General features: G+C 56.4%; 17 protein-coding genes and 1 pseudogene. 8 read left to right on the top strand and 10 right to left on the bottom strand.

All coding sequences use genetic code 11. The annotated features are described in order from the left end of the window. Positions 1-2: 2 nt before the first annotated feature. Both ETC27_RS17630 and ETC27_RS15240 read left to right on the top strand, forming a co-directional pair. A complete protein-coding gene (locus ETC27_RS17630; protein ID WP_168709075.1) occupies positions 3-149 on the top strand; it encodes a hypothetical protein in 147 nt (48 codons plus the stop codon). Next, complete coding sequence (locus tag ETC27_RS15240; RefSeq protein ID WP_136255827.1) at positions 146-586, top strand: DUF411 domain-containing protein; 441 nt, start codon at positions 146-148, stop codon at positions 584-586. Before ETC27_RS17630 ends, ETC27_RS15240 begins: the two co-directional genes overlap by 4 nt. Before the next feature lie 217 nt (positions 587-803). On the opposite strand, the gene radC is transcribed toward ETC27_RS15240, so the two are convergent. The 6 genes from radC to ETC27_RS15270 all read right to left on the bottom strand — a co-directional run bounded on the left by radC (position 804) and on the right by ETC27_RS15270 (position 7,103). Beyond that, positions 804-1,301 (bottom strand): RadC family protein, encoded by a 498-nt coding sequence (gene radC, locus ETC27_RS15245; protein ID WP_112056409.1) that lies wholly within the window; start codon positions 1,299-1,301, stop codon positions 804-806. 11 nt (positions 1,302-1,312) lie between these two features. Further along, complete coding sequence (locus ETC27_RS15250) at positions 1,313-1,924, bottom strand: lambda exonuclease family protein (RefSeq protein WP_136255828.1); 612 nt, start codon at positions 1,922-1,924, stop codon at positions 1,313-1,315. A 60-nt stretch (positions 1,925-1,984) separates the two neighbouring features. Next, positions 1,985-2,722: an ERF family protein gene (locus ETC27_RS15255; RefSeq protein WP_112056413.1), complete on the bottom strand. Its 738-nt coding sequence runs from the start codon at positions 2,720-2,722 to the stop codon at positions 1,985-1,987. 11 nt (positions 2,723-2,733) lie between these two features. Next, complete coding sequence (locus ETC27_RS15260) at positions 2,734-2,919, bottom strand: hypothetical protein (protein WP_112056415.1); 186 nt, start codon at positions 2,917-2,919, stop codon at positions 2,734-2,736. A gap of 96 nt (positions 2,920-3,015) precedes the next feature. Next, positions 3,016-3,984 carry a DUF932 domain-containing protein gene (locus ETC27_RS15265; RefSeq protein WP_136255829.1) on the bottom strand — a complete coding sequence of 323 codons (969 nt, stop codon included), beginning with the start codon at positions 3,982-3,984 and terminating at the stop codon, positions 3,016-3,018. Between the two features lie 1,481 nt (positions 3,985-5,465). Then, positions 5,466-7,103, bottom strand: a complete 1,638-nt coding sequence (locus ETC27_RS15270) for an AICE-type RepA C-terminal domain-containing protein (RefSeq protein WP_136255830.1) — start codon at positions 7,101-7,103, stop codon at positions 5,466-5,468. A gap of 915 nt (positions 7,104-8,018) precedes the next feature. Between ETC27_RS15270 and ETC27_RS17340 the strand changes: the two genes are divergently transcribed. From ETC27_RS17340 to ETC27_RS15275, 3 genes are all read left to right on the top strand, one after another. Next, positions 8,019-8,183 carry a hypothetical protein gene (locus ETC27_RS17340; protein WP_168709076.1) on the top strand — a complete coding sequence of 55 codons (165 nt, stop codon included), beginning with the start codon at positions 8,019-8,021 and terminating at the stop codon, positions 8,181-8,183. Between the two features lie 416 nt (positions 8,184-8,599). Next, a complete protein-coding gene (locus tag ETC27_RS18445; RefSeq protein WP_425340074.1) occupies positions 8,600-9,061 on the top strand; it encodes a Mu transposase domain-containing protein in 462 nt (153 codons plus the stop codon). Positions 9,062-9,419: 358 nt separating this feature from the next. Further along, entirely contained in the window at positions 9,420-9,653 is a 234-nt protein-coding gene (locus tag ETC27_RS15275) for a helix-turn-helix transcriptional regulator (RefSeq protein ID WP_112056424.1), read from the top strand. Here the strand turns inward: ETC27_RS15275 and ETC27_RS15280 are convergent. Then, entirely contained in the window at positions 9,650-10,450 is an 801-nt protein-coding gene (locus ETC27_RS15280; protein WP_136246714.1) for a hypothetical protein, read from the bottom strand. The genes ETC27_RS15275 and ETC27_RS15280 overlap by 4 nt on opposite strands. Before the next feature lie 356 nt (positions 10,451-10,806). On the opposite strand from ETC27_RS15280, the gene ETC27_RS15285 reads away from it, so the two are divergent. Then, positions 10,807-12,033, top strand: coding sequence for a YagK/YfjJ domain-containing protein (locus tag ETC27_RS15285; protein WP_168709077.1), 1,227 nt, complete (start codon positions 10,807-10,809; stop codon positions 12,031-12,033). A 573-nt stretch (positions 12,034-12,606) separates the two neighbouring features. On the opposite strand, the pseudogene ETC27_RS15290 reads toward ETC27_RS15285, so the two are convergent. From ETC27_RS15290 to ETC27_RS15300, 3 genes and pseudogenes are all read right to left on the bottom strand, one after another. After that, positions 12,607-13,909 (bottom strand): annotated as a pseudogene (locus ETC27_RS15290) (ISL3 family transposase). 29 nt (positions 13,910-13,938) lie between these two features. Next, positions 13,939-15,312 (bottom strand): MFS transporter, encoded by a 1,374-nt coding sequence (locus tag ETC27_RS15295; protein ID WP_136255832.1) that lies wholly within the window; start codon positions 15,310-15,312, stop codon positions 13,939-13,941. Positions 15,313-15,346: 34 nt separating this feature from the next. Continuing rightward, complete coding sequence (locus ETC27_RS15300) at positions 15,347-15,634, bottom strand: metal-sensing transcriptional repressor (protein WP_112056432.1); 288 nt, start codon at positions 15,632-15,634, stop codon at positions 15,347-15,349. Positions 15,635-16,232: 598 nt separating this feature from the next. Here ETC27_RS15300 and ETC27_RS15305 point away from each other — a divergent pair. Together ETC27_RS15305 and ETC27_RS15310 are read left to right on the top strand one after the other, a co-directional pair. Then, positions 16,233-17,147, top strand: coding sequence for a cation diffusion facilitator family transporter (locus ETC27_RS15305; RefSeq protein WP_136246712.1), 915 nt, complete (start codon positions 16,233-16,235; stop codon positions 17,145-17,147). Between the two features lie 140 nt (positions 17,148-17,287). Next, positions 17,288-17,846: DsbA family protein (locus tag ETC27_RS15310; protein WP_240724948.1), on the top strand; the 559-nt coding region annotated here is incomplete at its 3' end.

The raw sequence follows: 17,846 nt of genomic DNA on the forward strand, positions 1-17,846 counted from the left end.
ACATGATGTTGAGCAACGAATGCTTCGCCCTTATGGGCTTGATGGGCTGGCTGATGCCTTTGGCCTTCATGCTGTTTCTGGGCCTCGGCACCGCCGCCTATGCCAAATATGTGATCACGTTCCGTCATTCTCAGGAGAATCGCTCGTGAACCGCCTCGTCCCTTCGCTGTTCTTCTCTGCCGCCTTGTCACTTGGCACCGGCACCGCCCAAGCCGGCTTGCCGGGCCAGGCTATCCTTTATAAGAACCCCCAGTGTGGCTGCTGCGACGAGTATGCCCGCCAGCTTGAGGCGCTTGGCGTCAGGGTTGCCATCGTAGACGACGTACCAATCGGTCAGGTTAAGGAGCGAGCCGGACTTCCCTACGGACTGGGTTCCTGTCACACCATCGAGATGGGCGAGTATGTCATTGAGGGTCACGTGCCCTTCGAGGCAGTGGAGCGGCTCTTCGAGGAGCAACCCGACACAGACGGTATGGGCTTGTCGGGTATGCCCATCGGCACCCCGGGTATGCCAGGGCTCAAGCAGGAAGAGTGGGATATCTACCAGTTCCGTGACGGTGAGGCACAACCCTTCGTGACATTGTGACTGCTTGAGTCGATGCATCGACGGTCCGGATGCACGAGCACCCGGACCATATTCATCTTTCAAACGACTATTTGTTATGCGCCAGGCATGGCCGACGTTGCCAGCCAGTATGGGTCGAGTTTCACATCCAATGACGAAGCGCCAAAAAATGAAAGCGACCCCTTACAAGCCGGCGCCGCCCCTGAAGGCAGCGCCGGCGTTGTGTTTTCGTTGACGTTCAGAGGTATCCAAGCTCTGCAAAGGATGAGCATCCTTCTGTCCCAACCACGATGTGATCGATGATGCGGATTTCCACCAGGCCCAAGGCTTCTGTGAGCCGCTGCGTGATGCGTCGGTCTGCATCGCTGGGCTCGGGATCGCCAGAGGGGTGGTTGTGAACCAGGATCACCGCAGCAGCATTGCAGGCTAGGGCTTGCTTGACGACCTCACGGGGGTAGACGCTCGCCGAATCGATGGTGCCGCGGAAAAGCTCCTCGAAGCAGATCACCCGATGCTGGCAGTCGAGGAATAGGGCACTGAATACTTCGTGCTCATACTCTTGCAACAGCACCTGCAGGTGCTCGAATGCCAGCCCGGGCTTGGTAATCTTGCGTCCCTTGGCCAGTCGTCGGCGAGCGAAGGCTTTGGCGATGCTCAAGAGCTCCGCTTCGGTCACAGTATCGGTTATGCGATATGTGCCGGCGGTCTCCCCGGCACTCAGCTTGCAGTGGTTCATGATGTTGCTCCTCAGGCCGCCATGACCATGTCCATGCGGCGCTCCAGTTCCTCGTAGAACGCCTCGACCCGCTCGGCGATGGTGCGAATCATCACCTCGTCCCGGTAGGCCCGCTTCACGAACAGCGGCATGCCCGGCCAGTAGCTGGCGAAGTCGATCCACTCCCGCTCGCTGACCCACAAGCCGCCCTGACATTGGGCCACGTGCTCCTGAGGCAGCTCATCGGCCAACAGTAGCTCGATCTGGTACTTGGGCAGCTTGGTCTTGATTTCCACCAGGCCATTGCTGTCCACCAGGCAATCCGGCGAATAGCCGACTCCGTGGTTCAAGATGATGCCGACCTGCTCCAGGCGTGGCAGCCCAGCGGATTCGTGATAAAGATCGCGGGCCACCGGCTCCAGCTCGTGGCCGCGCAGTGTATGAGCATTGCCTTGGAAGGTATCGGAGGGCTCGCCGGTGATGCGCTCACCGATCAGCTGGTGCATGTAGCTCATCGCACCGGCACCGAAGCCTCCCGGCCCCTTGCCCTTGACCAGCAGAGTCTTCAGTTCGGACATGGTGATGATGCCCAGACGGGCGGCATGCCACTCGGGCGTGCCCTGTTCCAGTGTCAGGATCTGCATGACGTTCTCCTTCTCGATGACACGGCATAAGCCAGCGAGGGGAAGCCCCTCGCCAGCCGGTCAGTGATGTTGGTGGTTGGGTTGTGCCCGCTTCTGTAGGGAGGCACGCAGCTTGTCGAAGTCGCTACGTGGCACCTGCTCGGCGTCGCTGTACCTACCGACGAACCATTCCTGAGTCGTCGGGGGACAGGCGGCAATCAGCTGCCGGATCTGCCCGGCCTGGAAGGGGGTGACCAGCTTGACCGGGTCAGCGGTCTGACCGTTGTCGTCCTGGCCGCGGGTTGTGATGTTGAGCAGGGCACACAGCACGTAGCGCTTGCCGTAGCTAGTGGACGAGCCGAATGCCTGGACGGCGTTCTTGCTGCCGCTGGTATCGGCCGGCAGCAGCATGCTGGTCTCTTCCCGATGGCCGTCCTGATGCATGAGCACACCGGTGACCTGAATCCCGCGCTCCTGTGTCTGAATGCGAAAGCTCACCGCGAAGCCGTGTGTCTTCATGATCGGGCGCACGGTATCGACGATGTCTTCCAGAGTGGCGTAGTGGCCGTTGTTGGTTTTCCCGCGCTCGGCGATGCTGGGCAGTTCGGTCTGCATGGCCGCCATGGCAGCGCTATAGGCCATCAGCGCCTGGCGATCCAGCACGCGCTCCTGCATCTGCAGCAGGCGCTCCATCTTGTCGATATCGACCTCAGGGTTGAGGGCGGCCCGCTCGATCACCTGGATGATCGCCGTGCTGTCCGGGATGGCTTGCGTAACCGGTGCTTTGTTGACGGTTTTGGGATGAATAGGGGTTGCCATAATGGCCTCCGTTAGCGATAGCGTTGGATGACGTCAGGGAGTTGTTCGATAGGCACCGGCTCAAGGGACAGGGCCACGCGATAGACGCGGCCCTTGGCTAGCACGTGGGTCTCTGTTGCGTGTTCGCCGGCCTCCAGCAACTGACGCGTCAGCTGGGTCAGGACACGGCACATTTCGAACGTCATGGGCGGTTGCATTGGCATCTCCAGAAACAGTAACGCCCGGCCTTTGAAGGGGCCGGGCGCTATGCCGTGATGAGGGAAAGACTGAGTGGGGATGTCGCTACTGGGAAATCAGCCCACCAGCGCAAGCGCCGACTCCAGGGCCTTGTCCTTGAGATTGGCTCCCTGGCCAAACCAGGCGGAATCCATGCGGTAATCATTACCACGGGCGCGCTTCTCATGGTCCACGTACTCGGTGACCGCGTTTAGCAGCCCCCAGGCGGTGCTTTGCGCCGTGCACAGCCGCGAGCCGCGCCCCTCACCCTGGAAAAGCTTATGGACGCGATTGAGGGCACGGACGTTGGGCAATTTAGAGGGATCTTCCAGCGGCGCCTCGGCGTTGCAGATCACCGCCTGGAAGTAGGCTCTCGCTTCCTCCTGGCTGACCTTGCGCTCGGCCAGCGTTTTCAGGCGATACATGAAGTCGTCCCACTGTGAGACAGATATCCCCAACTGCTGCTTGACCAGCTGAGGACGGAACTCGGTGCTGTGCGGTACTTTCACCCCTTGCGACATACCGTCCACGGCAATGGACAGGGTGTTGTTGCATACCACCCGCACCGAGGTCGGCATAGCGACGGTGGCCAGCGACCCATCGCAGGACGTAGCCAACAGCAAGTAGTCGTTGACCTGGTCCTGGCCCTTCAATGCCCCGCCCAGGCCACTCTTGGCCAACGCCCAGAACTTGCGACCGCCTTTGAGCACCCCGGCGGTCTCGAGCTCATAGCCCGCGTATTCCGTCAGATCGCGGTAGAACTCCAGCACCTCTTCCGGCTGCACCACCTTGTAGCGTTGGGAGACGACCGACAGCGGATCTTTGGTATCGGAACGGTAGAGCACCTTTTGTTCCGGAAAGGAATGGATGCTCCCCAGGTGGCCCGCGCCATCTGCAATGAAGCGCACTGGAGATTCATCGATGTGCCAATCCATGCCGGCTTGCTGCCGCCAGACTTCCAGCGGCTGGTGACGCGACAGCTGCTGGCCCAGGCCATGCCAGGGGGTGTTACCGACGTAGGCCATGTGTTCGATTTGATGTGCCATGAGAAATCTCCTGAACGAAAAAAAGCCGGCTGAGTGCCGGCTGATGGGATAAGAGGATGAGTCGTGCCGGGTCAGGCCAACTCACGGAACGCGTGGCCACAACCCAGACAGAGCCAGGGGATGCCTTCTCCGGGAGGGAACAGGTTTACAACTAGGCGATCGCCAGCCGCAGCTCCAGCGATGCCACCTGATGCGCCGGCGACGACAGCGGCAGCGGCTCGGGTGAGCGGAAATTGTCTGGAAGAGAGCAGGTTTCCGGGAGAGTAGAGCGACCCATAGGCGCCCTGGAGCGTACCGGCCATTGCGCCGGCCGCGATCCCGAGTTTGCGGGCGCTCTCGAGGTTGATGACGCGCTGCGACTCGCAGCGTAAGCAGGGTGGGGGCATTTCATGTCTCCTGTGACGGCGGTAGAAGCCCGGAAGAGGTTTGGCTCACAGGAGTGATATAGATTTCAAAAAAAATGGAACAGAACCTTTACATGCAGCTCTGCTACTTTAGTTCTAGCGCCATTTCCGATGGGCCTGTCGGCAGCGTGCCAGAGTTCCTTCCAGACGTGCTTGTCAGGAGTGTGAGGCCGGGCAGCAGTCATCGCGGCTGACCCACACGATGATGAGGCGGGTGTTTTTGAGCACGACGTTACGACGTTAGGCACCAAGTTTTTCGAAAAAACAGCCTCAGGAGTGGGCAACAGACGAGATTTGCAGCAGCGAACGTCGTCTTGTCGTGGACGTTCTGTATATGTCCAGTGAAGGCACATCCGGATCTCAAGTTCTGGATCGTGGCAGATTGCCTATAGCACGATATCTCGATTGTCTAGGTCGCCCAGCAGCGAGGTCTCTATATCGACCTTATCCAGACCTGAATCCGCAAGGCCAAGCGCCAGGACTGGCTGCTGGCCGCGCCGCTTCTAACGGTCCGGACTGAAATCAGTAACCAATCGATTCTCCTGTCTTACTCTGAGGAGGTCGTCATCAGGAACCTTTGGTATGGGGCTCAATCGCCGTGGGTTGGCCAGGGATCGACGCTGTGCGGTGTTCAGCGAGCATTGCCTGGCGGATCTGGCTGATGGACAGGTGGGCTGGGCATCTGGCCCGCCCTCGGGAGTTTAGCTTGGGCACGTTCCACTGAACCGAGTCCTGGCGAGGGGGTAGGGTAGTCGTCGGAAACGCTGGGCGGTGATGACGCGCTACTTAGATGACGGCACATTGCCGATTGAAGGCGACCAAGTGGAGATTCTGATTCTCCACCTGGTCGCCGGGAAGATCCAACTGGCTGGTCGCCCGGCCACTGCGCATGAGCCCGCAGGCCTCCAACATCATGAGCCTGAGCCGGCCTACCAAGCTTCACGGCCACGAGCCCCATGCCTACCCTGAAAGGCATACAGGGTAGGCTTCCGACCTAGAAAGCCGGTCGGGTCCAAAATCCCCCTCCAAACTGGCAGGTAACCGCCTAAGTCTCGACACGCGATGAATGCAGATTGGTCAGAAATGCTGCATGGCGAGCCCTTTTGGACCGATCACCCAATGGCGTTTCGAGCCACGTTTACCGTTGCTACAGCAGGTAATCCCCTGGGCATCCAGCAGTGGGGCGGCACGCTTGAAGGCTGCGCCAAGGCCGCGCGCCTCACGTGGCCATTGGCTGTCCGACACACAGGTCGGCCGGAACTGGCCCAAGATGGCCAGCCAGACCCCCGCCGGATTTTCGACGGCTTCCGTGATGGCGTTAATCCTCAGGTATTCAACAACTGCCTTGGCAATCGGCTCCTCTTCAGTCATCTCGCAGAGCCGCTCATTGCGATATGCCTCGTATTGCGACCAAAAGGCCTCTGCACTGCCGGTCAGTGTGTCGGAGACAATCATTCCGATACGACAGAAATCGTGCCAGCCGTCCGGTACTCTCCGATCCAAGCTCACTTGGCCGATATTGGCATGTGCCTTTCCGAGCATGCCAAGCAGTGCATTGAAGACGCGACTCTGATCTTCGCCTGGTAAGCTCTCCTGCGTATGCCATTGGGAAGATGCCTTGCCCGTCTGATCTGTTGAGGGTGATGGCATTTCCAGACTCAAGGTGAGTTCTACTAATTCAGGTTGTGTGATGACCGGTTCTAGGCTGCTCAGCAAAAAAGCACGCCGCACAGCGAGACTCGATGTAATCTCATGGCAACCAATAGCTTTCCATTCCAGCCTGCTTTTGCAGAGCAACTCAAACATACGTCGCTGTACCGCCGAACTGAGCCCGTCTTCGACATTGTCCAGGTTGAGCACATGATGCCGCCAGGCTTTTTGATCTACGTCCTTGACCTTTGAGGGTGTATCACGAATCGCATTCTCCTTGATTACCGGATCTAGCGTGCGCTTGATGACGTCTTGTAGTTGTGCCATTCCAGATTTAAGCTCTCCTGTGAGTTCCAGAACCAGCTGCTGACGTTCTGGCATCATGCAAAGCACCATGAACGTATAGATCAGCAGGTCTCGATCTTTCGGAATCGGCACATACGACTCAATGATACGCACGCCTGAGGGGGCCATCGCACTGGGACCCTGGATATACACCGTGTGAAAGGGGCGACAATTGGCGGGATGCCAGTAAGGATAGGCGAGCTCTGGCTGAATCATGTTCTCCTGTTTCGGAGGGAGCATCATCACTTTTCCATTCAGTGCGATATATCGATTACCGTAATTGTCTAGCCAGGTTCGTCCATTACCGATTTCCGCAAAATCCGGGTAGTCCCCCCGAATGATCTCAAGCGCGTCCCGGACATTTTGGTCCGAAACGTCGCGGTTGTCATGGCTCGCTGCTATGTGCTTGATGATCGGTGCAATCATCTCCGCTTCCAACATCAGTACGGGACCGCCGAAGTTCGGTACAAGGAAATATACGCCGTTAGGATCAGCTACAAGGCGATAGGCTTGGTGAAGGATCTGCCGGATGAGGTTGGCCTTGCAGGGCTTGGGTGGCCGTCCCGCCCGGGAAAAGGGCAGTTGCTGGCTCGAGCTGTATCTACAGGTGCTTGCGGAGGAGATATCCTGATAGTTTATCTGGGAGTTAGTGGGTTGATTGGGAAGATATGTACCGTTCCCTGTTGCGGATTGGTTGAGGGGATATGGGTTATCGTACATTAAGCTGGTTCCTTAGTTTTCTCTTAGGGCATGATGTTTATGTTTTTTACTTGCCTTCGCATGTTATTTGTAGCGCTGTCTGTGCGCTCGGTTACTATCAGGGTGTAGCGTATTTGGTATATAAATTTTCCTGTAAGTTGAGTTTTATTTTCCGCTTGAAGCTGTAGCCAGTGCGTCGGTTTTTGATTCGAGGCCTTCCATTAATCCAAGCTGGAAATGCTATGTTTTATCGTCCTAATTCCTCCAAAAGTTGTTGTATTTATATGTGTTAAGGGTGTCGGGGCGTATGAGAAGCCCGCCGTCCTGATCTTTCATCCACCCAGTGGATGGTGAATAGCGCCAGTGAAGACCGAAGGTCATTAGCCTGGAGCAGGGTTGGCTTCGTTAAGGGGTGTTTTTCCCACCTATATCGTCTTCTGCAAGCTCCTACATGTTGAATCTCCTTCATTACTGATGTTGCCAAATTTAGCAGGTTGAACATGGAGTGAATAATGATTTTTTTTTAACTTTGGGTTTGTATGTCGTTAGATGATAAAAGATGCTTTTGGATGCTTCTGGACATACATGGTAACTATTTTTGTATGAGAAATTTTCAAGGAGCCCGTCCCGATCTGTGCTTGAAGACCCGTAGCTGGGGCGTCAGGCATATCGCCGATGAACTCGGTGTCAGCAAGAACACCGTCAAGCGCTACCTGCGCCAGGGTGGATGGGCGCCCTAGGCCAGCCTGCAGCGCACCCGTTCACTTGATGTTCTGGATCACTGTCTGCAGTACCGCCTCCTGCAGCTCATCGGCATTGCCGCCGTGGTGCTGCAAGTCCTGTAGCTCGAACACGGTCTTAACCGTCAGCCTGCGGACGCTGGAACGCGCCTGCGAATCCTATTGCCAGGCGCTGGCCGCCGAAGACAAGGCGACGGTGAGATTCGAGACTCCACCTCGCGAGCAGCTTCAGATCGATTTCGGCAGCCGCCAGATCACCATCGGCAACGAAGCGATCAAGATCTACCTGTTCGTCACTACCCTCGGATACCCCCGCCGACACTACGCCCACTCCTTCCGTCACGAGCGTCAGTTGGTGTGACCGCCGGCATGGAAGAGGGGCTCATTGGCTCCGTAGGGTGCCAGAGCAGGTACTGCTGGATAACGCCTGGGCACTGGTCGACCACCACAATGCCGCCAGCCTCTAGGCGGCCTTCAACGATTAGCGTTTGGTCTTTGCCCGCTACTGGGGCTTCCGGCCGGTGCCCAGCGCTCAGTATCGCCCCGTACCAAGGGCAAGGACGAGCGCGGCGCTGGCTACGTGCAGCGCAACGCTATCGCGGCCGGACATTTCTAATCGGGGTCAACAGGGGGGCTGGAGGCCTACCTGATTTGGTGGATGCGTGAGATTGCCGACCAGCGGATGCAATACGCCACCGGTGAGCTGCCGGCGGTTCGCTTCGCAGCTGAAAGGGCCAGCCTGCAACCGCCGAACGACAATCCGCCCTTCGAGCAGACGTGGAACTCGGCAGTTGCTTCCAGCGCGATGCCACCGTTGAGGTCGCCACAAACCTCTACTGCGTGCCCTGCCGTCTGATAGGCGAGCCGGTTTTAGTCAGCGTGACCGACGGTGACATGCGGGTTCAACATGTCGGCCAGGAGTTAGCCCGCCACTCCGAGTTGAGCTGGCGCCCTGTGGTGCGGTTCCTGCCGTACCATCTGCAGTGCATTGTCAGCTATCGGCCGCCCAAGGTGGCTACTACGGGGGCTCTGGAGCCAAGCGGGAAAGTGGCTACCTTGGATCTATCATCCTCGACTGGCTGCTGCACCACAGTCACGTCATCACTTTTCGCGGCTGCAGTTACCGACTGTGGGACAAGCGTAAGGCTTGGCTCATCAAGCTCGATGGCATCCACCATCCCGAGCAGGTCGCCAGAGGATAAGGGCCAGATTTCCCTGTCGGAGGTGACCAGGTTCTGATGTCGCTTGAAAGCAAAGTGGTCGGCCAGCTGCCCAAGGCTCGCCGACCACCGATTCCTGCTTGTATGCGCACCGCATTCGCATCTGTCTGACCAGGCAGATGCGCCTGTAGGCATAACACCAGCGGAGGGGACCAGGGTCAGTAATTTTTTGCATTAGGTAGTCATTAACACACGGCCCTCATTAAGTGATTGAAAAATATGGCATAAAAATGCTTGGAATCGCCCTGGATGGTGGGCTTCTAGATATATATCCAGTGTTTGAGCCCTGTTTTTGAATAGGTGGCAAGTCGGCTCGATTATCTAACTGGTTCCGATACAATTCGTATTGTCGGTTGATTGATATAGAGGACTTGAAGATGAGCAACGATAGAAAACTGAAGATCCTGAGAATGGCGCAGTTGGTAGAAAAGATAGGCATTAGTCGATCTTCAATTTATGCAAAAATTAATCCTCGGATGCCACAATATGACCCAACATTCCCTGTGCAGATTTCTCTTGGTGCTAGATCTAAAGGCTGGTCTGAGCCGGATGTCGACAGGTGGTTACTTGCAAACCAAGGGGAATCCAAGAGTGATCCTGATATTACCTAGAGTTTTTTCAATTTCTTGAAGATATCGTTGACTTCTTTGTTCTTGTTCATCCAGTTGGTGATCATTCGTTGAATATCACTTTCATTCAGCTTTATTACTGACCGCTGATCGCTCTGCTCGTGGAATTGGAGTACTTTTTCATGCAGTTTGTATGCGGCAACTTTTACTGACGGCCATCCATTATCTGGGCAATCCTCATACAGGAGGTCTATGAGACGATATTTCAAGTGCCTTAGATTCTGGTTGGCCAATCTTCCATACTCTTGCTGAAGGAGCTTTTCCCAGCGTTTTTCTTCAGCTATGCATGCGTCTTCAAGTCTTGTCTCTAGAGATGCGAATTCAACCAGCGCTGCCCATGATTGATCGCGTAAGCCTTCTTGGGCTAGGAGGTCGGAACAAACTAACCAAATGAATGAAGTTGAGAAAAACATAGATATTTTATCATCGATTTTTTCACAAAGATCAAGCTCTAAGGTTTCTTGGTAGTCGCTAGCTGGCGTGCCAGAAAGTATTTTCCTTTTAGCTGAAGCGTATTCTTGGTGGAAGAGCACGTTTGCTAATTCTTCTTCATTTTTTTTCGATGGAGATGAGCCAATGCTTGGAGGTTTTTGCGATATATGAAAATAGGTTTCGCAAAGCGTTCTTTTCAGCCTCTCAATATAGTCTTCAAGCGGGATGGAGGAGATCTGGTGGTAATGGTCAGGGATGATGAGGTTTCTGTTTGTGAGGTGCTGATTGTATTCTCCTTCTTTCTTTTCTGATATGGATGTAGTGGCAGGTAAGGGATTATTGCTCATTGCGGATTTCCTTTGAATAATAATTCTAAAATTATGCCATAAACTTGCTATAAGTTCCAGGGCTTTAGGTTCGACGTTTGATTTGTTTTGATTTTTTAACGTTATTTTCTGAATAAGCGAAGGCTATTATCTTTTGTTTTAACCCTTGCTGCGCCTGCAATGTTGAAAGTGGGTGGTTAGTTTTACTTTTGCTTTATATGTTATACCGAAGGGTTGTGCTAGGGTGGGTTGTCATGTTGTAGCAGTGCTGGAGCCATATCAGTACATGGATTTTAAATAGTGAGCGTTGAGTAAAGAGTATGTGTCTTATATCCAGATTGATACTTTTAGCCGTGTAGTCGATGATGGAGTGCTGTATGGAATATGAGGAATCTCCGGGTGAGAATTCGCATCCTTTTGACGAAGACTGGAATATTGATTGGGACTGGGGGACGAATCAGTCTCCTAGCGATAATGATGTGCCGTGGTGGGAGGGCGAGGAGCGACTGGCAAGAGGTGAGAACTTACAACAATGGGATATGAATGATGAGGAGTTATTCTTCGAGGAGGAGGTGTCTGATGACCAAGAAGAGCTGCTTTCAGAATCCGATAAAAAGTTTATTGCACACCTGCGTCGTGCAGAAGCGGTCATAAAAGGGATATTTGACTCTCGAGAAGATCACTTCGAGGTGGTGGAGAAAAAGAATGGGAAGCTGAAGCTCTTCCAATCCTTACATGGCAAAGAATTCCTGAAAGTCGTGAAAAAGGGCTGTGATGAGAGATGCGCACAGCTGCGCGTTGTCGATAAGAATCCTTACGTCGGTATTTATCACAAGGTCACAAGGAGGTGGGAGTATGAATTGAGGGCAATGGTGGAGTATGGCGTGTTAGCAGGAGGAGTCTCTAGGACCGTCAATGTCATGAATAAGATCATGGAGGAGATCAAGGATGAGGCCAGCAGGCCGATTATCCAGGACTTTTCACGGCGTGCTGATCGAGCGGCTAAAGACAGAAAGAAGGCGGCAACTGCAATTATCGATAGATGCTTTGCACAGCGGTCCCGTCTACTGGTGCTTAGAGTGGATTTGGGATATAGAAAAGGAAAGTTTATTGAATCGGAAGACTTTATGAAAGACATGAAGATGGTGAAGAAAGAATGGACGTTAATGAGTGATAGCCTTAAGTCAGGAAAAGTTGCTCCCAATGTGATGGCGGTCTTTGGCAAGCTGGAATACGGGGTCTTGGCTGGCTTTCATTACCATCTTGTTGTCATCATGAAGGGTTCCGGCAATCGACAGGATATTAACTATGCCAAGATGGTGGGGCAGTATTGGTACAGCGAAGTGACGGGTGGGGAAGGCAGATACTTTAACTGCAATCGAATCAAGCATCGCTACAAAAAACTGGGGATAGGGACGATCAACTACCATGGAAAAGACAAAATCGATGCTCTGAAGGGAGTCGTGATCGATTACATTGTCAAGAGCGATTACTATATGAGTGCCCTGTTACCCTCCAAGAAAACCTTTGTCCAGCTGTCGTGCACGAACAAGGAGCAGATGGTCAGGCGCGGACGGCCACGACGTTATCTCTCCAAGGTGTGAGAACCATCACACATCAATTTATGACATTGAACCGTTCAAGCTGATGTAGAGTCAGGCAGTTAAAAATTCCCACCTCGACTCCCCTCCCAGCGGTTCACCTCTAAGGCGATCATCTCAGTACCAGCAGCGCATCAGTCACACTGGGCGCAGAGCCGATGTGGCACTGAACTGCCTATTTCTGGCGACAATCGAAGACGCATTCCTCAGAAGCATCGGGCTGCTTTCCCTTTGGCGTTCCGGTTTTGTGGAGCCCATTGAGTCACCAGCGCTCTCCCCTGCACATTTATGCCCGGCAGATCATGGCGCTGCGCCTGCAGGAGCGGGCGCTGTCAACGCCAATAAAGGTTGTCCGCTTTTCATCAACTGCACCAAGCGGTGCGGTACCCAAGGTTTTCTGGTGCTCCAAACGGTCTAGCTGCTCAACCTGCCTGAAATACTCCAGTTCTTTGCGGTATTCCTTTAGCTCAGCGGGGAGGCGGGGATGGCAACTTGCTGCTGGCGCGGCTGAACAGCATCAAAGAATTCTGGGTATCCGGATTAAGTGGTAGATGGAGCCTCCTGCTCCTTCGACCATTAACTCTCCCAGAAGGTTGATAGATCGACGCCGTAGTTCTTCTCGGGCTCGGGGAGACCCATGCTGTAGGTCATGGTGGCCTTGCCCAGGAAAGGGGATTCCTTTATCTGTGGCGCCTTCTTCTTGTGCTTGGTGGTGTAGAGCATCCGCGCCTGCATCACCTCGAATGAGTAGCCCCGGCCATCGCGGTTCTTGTCCTTGGCCAGCCGGTTGATCGACTCCGTGAAGGCGTTGGTGATCGGGATGTCGGTCTCGAAGTAGGTCAGCATCTCCTCACGCCATGAGCTGACGGCGCTGACAAGATCCTTCCAGACCTCCTTCTGCCCCTGCGGGATGTCGTCAATCCAGGCAGCTAGTGCCTGCTCAGCATCTCGCCGGGTGGCACAGTCCCAGATGTGGTAGAACTGTTCCTTGTGCTCGTAGGCCGCCAGCAGCTGAGGGAAGGCCCCCCGTCCAGGTCTCCATGATGAGCCGTTCGCGGTCTGAGACATCGTGAGCCCGCTTCAGCAGGATCTTCCTATCACCCTTGAGCGTCCGTCGCTGGTTGGCCGTCAGCTCCTTCCTGAGCCCCTTGCGGACCTTCTCCAAGGCCTCGTTGGCCATACGCACCACATGGAACTTATCGACCACGATGCGGGCCTGTGGCAGCACCGCCTGGACGGCACGGAGGTAGGGCTTCCACATATCCATGCTGACGATCTCGACCTTGTCGCGCTCGGTCATGCTCATGAGCCGCTTCGTCACCGCGTCCTGCTGACGACCGGGCAACAGGTCCAACAGGGTGCGCTCTTCCAGATTGGTCAGGATGCAGCGGTAGCGGCGGTTCAGGTAAAGCTCATCGATGCCCAGGCAGTGAGGTGTCTCAAAGCGGTGCCAGGCAGCCAGGAACTCAGCCTTCTTCTTGAAGATCTCGCGAACAGTCTTCTCGTCGAGGCCGGTGGTATCGGCTACATAGGCGTAGGGGTGGTTGAAGGCCTCCTTCTCGACGTGGCTGTAAAGCCTCCGCGTCATGCGGTGATCGTCTACCATTTCCGGTAGAGCTGGCCGGAACGTCCTTCCACACGCCCGGCAGGTGTGGCGGCGACGGACTACCCAGAGGGTGACCCGCTTTCCGTGGATGGGCAGGTCTCGGTAAGCCACATCGCGCTTGCCAAACCTGACGAACTCTCCCTCTACGCGGCACTCCTCGCAGGCCACAGGGACCGGAGCTTCAACCTGAAAGTGGAGGTCATGCTCTTCCATCTTTGTGCCCAGGATGCGGTATTCCGGTGAGTGAAGGACGTTGTCAGGCAGAATGCTCATGCAAACGTTCCTTGAGCCTCTTTGTCATGTCACGACGGCCATCTCGTGTGATGGCCGTCGATCACAAAGGTGTGCCGATGCCGGCCTCTCGAATGATGGTGGGGATGGCGATGCGGTTCCGGCCCCTCCCATCCCTCATGCTCATGTTGGTGGTGCTCGTCGTGATAGTGCAGATAGGTATGCGCCACCGGGTCGTGGTCATGCTCGAGGACCAGCGGGTCCCGTGCCGGCCAGACACGGGTCGCGAGCGCCGTCGACAGCAGCGCAATCGCCCCCAGCAGGGCGAAGGTCTCGATCAGCCCCACCTCGGCCCCAACCCAGCCGGCCAGCGGATAGGCCACCAGCCAGCAGGCATGCGACAGCGAGAACTGGGCGGCGAACAGCGCCGGACGGTCCTCGGAGTGGCACGACTGCTTGAGCAGGCGCCCAGTGGGCGTCATGACCAGCGAGGCGCCGGCGCCCAGCAGGAACCACAGCCCCATCAGGCCGGCGAAGCCGGGCGCGAACAGGCCGAGGAACAAGCTCACCGTCATCAGCGCGGCGCCCGCGAGCATGATCGGGCGTTCGCGCACGCGATCCAGCACCTTCGGCAGCAGCAGGGCCACCAGCATCGAACCGCCCCCCACCGCCGCGAAGGCCATGGCCACCGCCTGCTCGCCCAGTCCCAGGGTAGAGCGGACGTAGACCACGGTATTGACGATCTGCATGGCGCCGGCGGCCGACACCACCATGTTCAGGCCCAGCAGCCCGCGCAGCCGAGGCGTCTTCAGGTAGATCCTCATGCCGTGAGAGACCTTACGCCACACGCTCGGTGCCTCGTCCTCCGCCGCCTGGGGCGACGGCAACACCACCGAGACCACCAGACCGGCCGAGACCAAGAAGGCCAGGCCGTTGAGCAGGAACAGCACATCGAAGCTCATCACCATCAGCAGCGCCGCGGCCGCCATGGGGCTGAGCAGGTTCTCGAGGTCATAGGCGAGCCGCGACAGCGATAATGCCCGGGTGTACTGTCCCTCGTCCTCGAGGAGATCCGGGAGCGTCGCCTGGAAGACCGGGGTGAAGCCAGCAGAGGCGGCATTGAGCAGGAAGATCAGCACATAGATCTGCCAGACCTCGGTGACGAAGGGCAGCGCGCAGACCACGGATGTCCGTAGCAGGTCCAGGCTGACCAGCAGAGTGCGGCGCGGCAGACGCGAGGCATAGGCCCCGACCAGCGGCGCGATGCCCACATAGGCCACCATCTTGATCGCCAGGGCCGTGCCTAACACGATCCCCGCTTTCCCGGCCGCCAGGTCATGGGCCAGCAGCGCCAGGGCGACAGTTGTCAGCCCGGTGCCGACGAGGGCGGTGACCTGGGCCATGAATAAATGGCGGTAACGACGGTGACTCAGCACGTGGAGCACGGGTCCTCCTCGAGGCGTGGCTGTCGGTTATCGGTTACAGGTAGCGAACGATCGCCTTGAAGTCTTCAAGTTGTGCGCGCTGGTCTTGATTCCGGCCCCTGTCGTGGGGGCCGATCGCTGCTTCCAGGCAGTGGTCGATATGGTCGTGCACGAGGGTTCGCTTGGCCTGCTGGATCGCCTTCTCCACTGCATGCAGCTGCTGGGCGATGTCCAGGCAAGGCCGCCCGTCCTTGATCATCTGGGCCACGCTCTGCAGATGTCCCCGGGCGCGACTCAAACGCTTGATGATGTCGGGATGCGACTGGTGGGTATGCGATGTCATGCGCAGCTCTTTGTTGGTATTCCTATCCCTCTGGGGGGGGATTAAGCTCAAAGACGCTATCGTGCCAATGCCCCAGGGGACTCGGCCAGATCGCGCCTCACTATCGGTCTTCGCCCCCGAACTGGTCTGCCCGTATGCTCCTCAACCGCCTGTGTCATCGCCTCGGTCACCTGACCCTCCTGCTGCTTATCGTGCAGGGGCTGGTCATGTCCGGCATTGGCGAGATACGCGCTCATGGGCCGGTCGATTCGGCGGCGGTCGAGCACAGGCTCCAGGGGGGGGCTCCCGGAAGCGCATGGCCACGCGCATGCGTCGATTAGTTCCGTGAAGTCAGGCAGCTGTGGCTCGGCGAGGACTGACGTTACCACCATCAGCAGTAAAGCCAAGCTCATCAGCCAGGCGTGCGAGTAAGGCTTGGGTATCACAATGGGCTCCTTCTGGGGGCATGGAACATGGTAGCCAATTTGGTGCAGCGCCCACTATGCAAAGTTCCACACGCCTAATCCCAGCTCACTCTTCAACAGAGTTCGGGCTTGAAGCTTGAGTCGCTATAGGTTTTATATTGCTGGGTCATCACGTGACACCACAAGGATAACGCATGGGACATCATCACGATCATCCCCACATTGATCCCACCTCTGGTGATCGTCGGGTGAGCATCGCCATCTGGGCCAACGGGATATTAACCATTGCCCAGATCGTTGGGGGTATCCTGGCGGGAAGCCTCTCGCTGATCGCGGATGCGCTGCATAATTTTTCCGACATGGCTGCGCTTGTCATTGCGTTTGCTGCCCGCAAGATCGCGAGACGACCGCCCGACTCACAGATGACGTTTGGCTATGGCCGAATCGAGGTTGTCGCAGCGCTGATCAACTACACCACCCTCATTATCGTTGGCATTTATCTAATTTATGAAGGCGCCATGCGCATGATCGACCCGCCAGAGATTAAGGGCTGGATAGTCGTAATCATCGGTATTGTCGCTCTTCTTGTCGATGCGCTAACGGCCTTGCTCACCTGGTCGATGCAAAAACATAGCGTCAATATCCGCGCCCTCTTCCTGCACAACCTGTCGGATGCCTTTGCGTCCATCGCCGTGATCATCGGGGGCTCACTGATTCTGCTGTATGACATGCGCTGGGTAGACCCCGCGATTACGATCGGCATTGCGCTCTATATTCTTTATCTCGCCTTTACTGAGATAGGCGGCCCTGTCCGGACACTGATGTTGGGCTCGCCACCCGATATCGATGGTCAATCAGTCATTGAAGCCCTGCGTGACGTCCAAGGGGTTGAGGATGTGCATCATGTTCACCTATGGCAAATGCAGGAGAACACCGCCGCGCTTGACTGCCACGTGGTTATCACGGAAGCCGGATGGCGCCAGCTCGAGGCGATCAAGGTAAATATCAAAGCTCAGCTGAAAGCGCGCTTTGGCATTGGCCACTCCAGTTTGGAATTTGAGCATATTGATCACGCTCATCAGGATGCCAACCTTTTTGGGCATGAGTAACACGCCATATTTGCTTGCTCAGGCACCCATCAGCGGCTGAGCTCCACTCAGCAGCATCCTGAGCTTGCTTTAAACCCAACTCTTTGAAATTGAGAGAAAGAATGTACAAAAAAGCGACTTTTATCCTGGTCGGAGCGTTGATGCTGACGGCCATCATTGTGATCGTGTCGAGGCCCTCGCTGTTGGGCATGGGCGCCGAGACGGCCAGCCGAGAGGGGGCACAGGCCGAGAATTCGCTGGTGCGTGCACACTCGCCGGTCCTGGGGCCGGAAGAGGCACCTGTGACGATCGTGGAGTTCTTCGACCCGGCCTGTGAGGCCTGCCGCGCCTTCTACCCGCTGACCAAACGCATCCTGGAAGAGTACCCCGAGAAGGTGCGGCTGGTGGTGCGCTACACCCCCTTCCATGGAGACGTATCCGAAACCGCCATTCGCGTGCTGGAGGTCGCCAGGCGTCAGGATGCCTTCCAACCGGTGCTGGAGGCGCTGCTGGCTCGCCAGAGCCAGTGGGCGGCTCATGGCAGTGTCGATGAGGAAGCGATCATGGAGATCGCCAGCGAGGCCGGGCTGGACAGAACCGCAGCCGAAGAGCAGCTCAATTCACCAGAGGCACAGGCGGTCTACGACCAGGACAAGGCTGACGTCGAGGCCAACCAGATCAGCAAGACGCCGACCTTCTTCGTCAATGGCGAGCTGTTGG

Source organism: Onishia niordana (assembly GCF_004798965.1).
Classification (GTDB): Bacteria; Pseudomonadota; Gammaproteobacteria; order Pseudomonadales; family Halomonadaceae; genus Onishia; species Onishia niordana.

Bases quoted from the DNA above. Each gene is read 5' to 3' on its own strand.
- ETC27_RS15275 (WP_112056424.1), top strand. From the start codon at position 9,420: ATGAGCAACGATAGAAAACTGAAGATCCTGAGAATGGCGCAGTTGGTA.
- ETC27_RS15250 (WP_136255828.1), bottom strand. From the start codon at position 1,924: ATGCAGATCCTGACACTGGAACAGGGCACGCCCGAGTGGCATGCCGCC.
- ETC27_RS15300 (WP_112056432.1), bottom strand. From the start codon at position 15,634: ATGACATCGCATACCCACCAGTCGCATCCCGACATCATCAAGCGTTTG.
- ETC27_RS15270 (WP_136255830.1), bottom strand. From the start codon at position 7,103: ATGTACGATAACCCATATCCCCTCAACCAATCCGCAACAGGGAACGGT.
- ETC27_RS15255 (WP_112056413.1), bottom strand. From the start codon at position 2,722: ATGGCAACCCCTATTCATCCCAAAACCGTCAACAAAGCACCGGTTACG.
- ETC27_RS17630 (WP_168709075.1), top strand. From the start codon at position 3: ATGATGTTGAGCAACGAATGCTTCGCCCTTATGGGCTTGATGGGCTGG.
- ETC27_RS15265 (WP_136255829.1), bottom strand. From the start codon at position 3,984: ATGGCACATCAAATCGAACACATGGCCTACGTCGGTAACACCCCCTGG.
- ETC27_RS15285 (WP_168709077.1), top strand. From the start codon at position 10,807: ATGGAATATGAGGAATCTCCGGGTGAGAATTCGCATCCTTTTGACGAA.
- ETC27_RS15305 (WP_136246712.1), top strand. From the start codon at position 16,233: ATGGGACATCATCACGATCATCCCCACATTGATCCCACCTCTGGTGAT.
- ETC27_RS15280 (WP_136246714.1), bottom strand. From the start codon at position 10,450: ATGAGCAATAATCCCTTACCTGCCACTACATCCATATCAGAAAAGAAA.
- radC (WP_112056409.1), bottom strand. From the start codon at position 1,301: ATGAACCACTGCAAGCTGAGTGCCGGGGAGACCGCCGGCACATATCGC.
- ETC27_RS15260 (WP_112056415.1), bottom strand. From the start codon at position 2,919: ATGCAACCGCCCATGACGTTCGAAATGTGCCGTGTCCTGACCCAGCTG.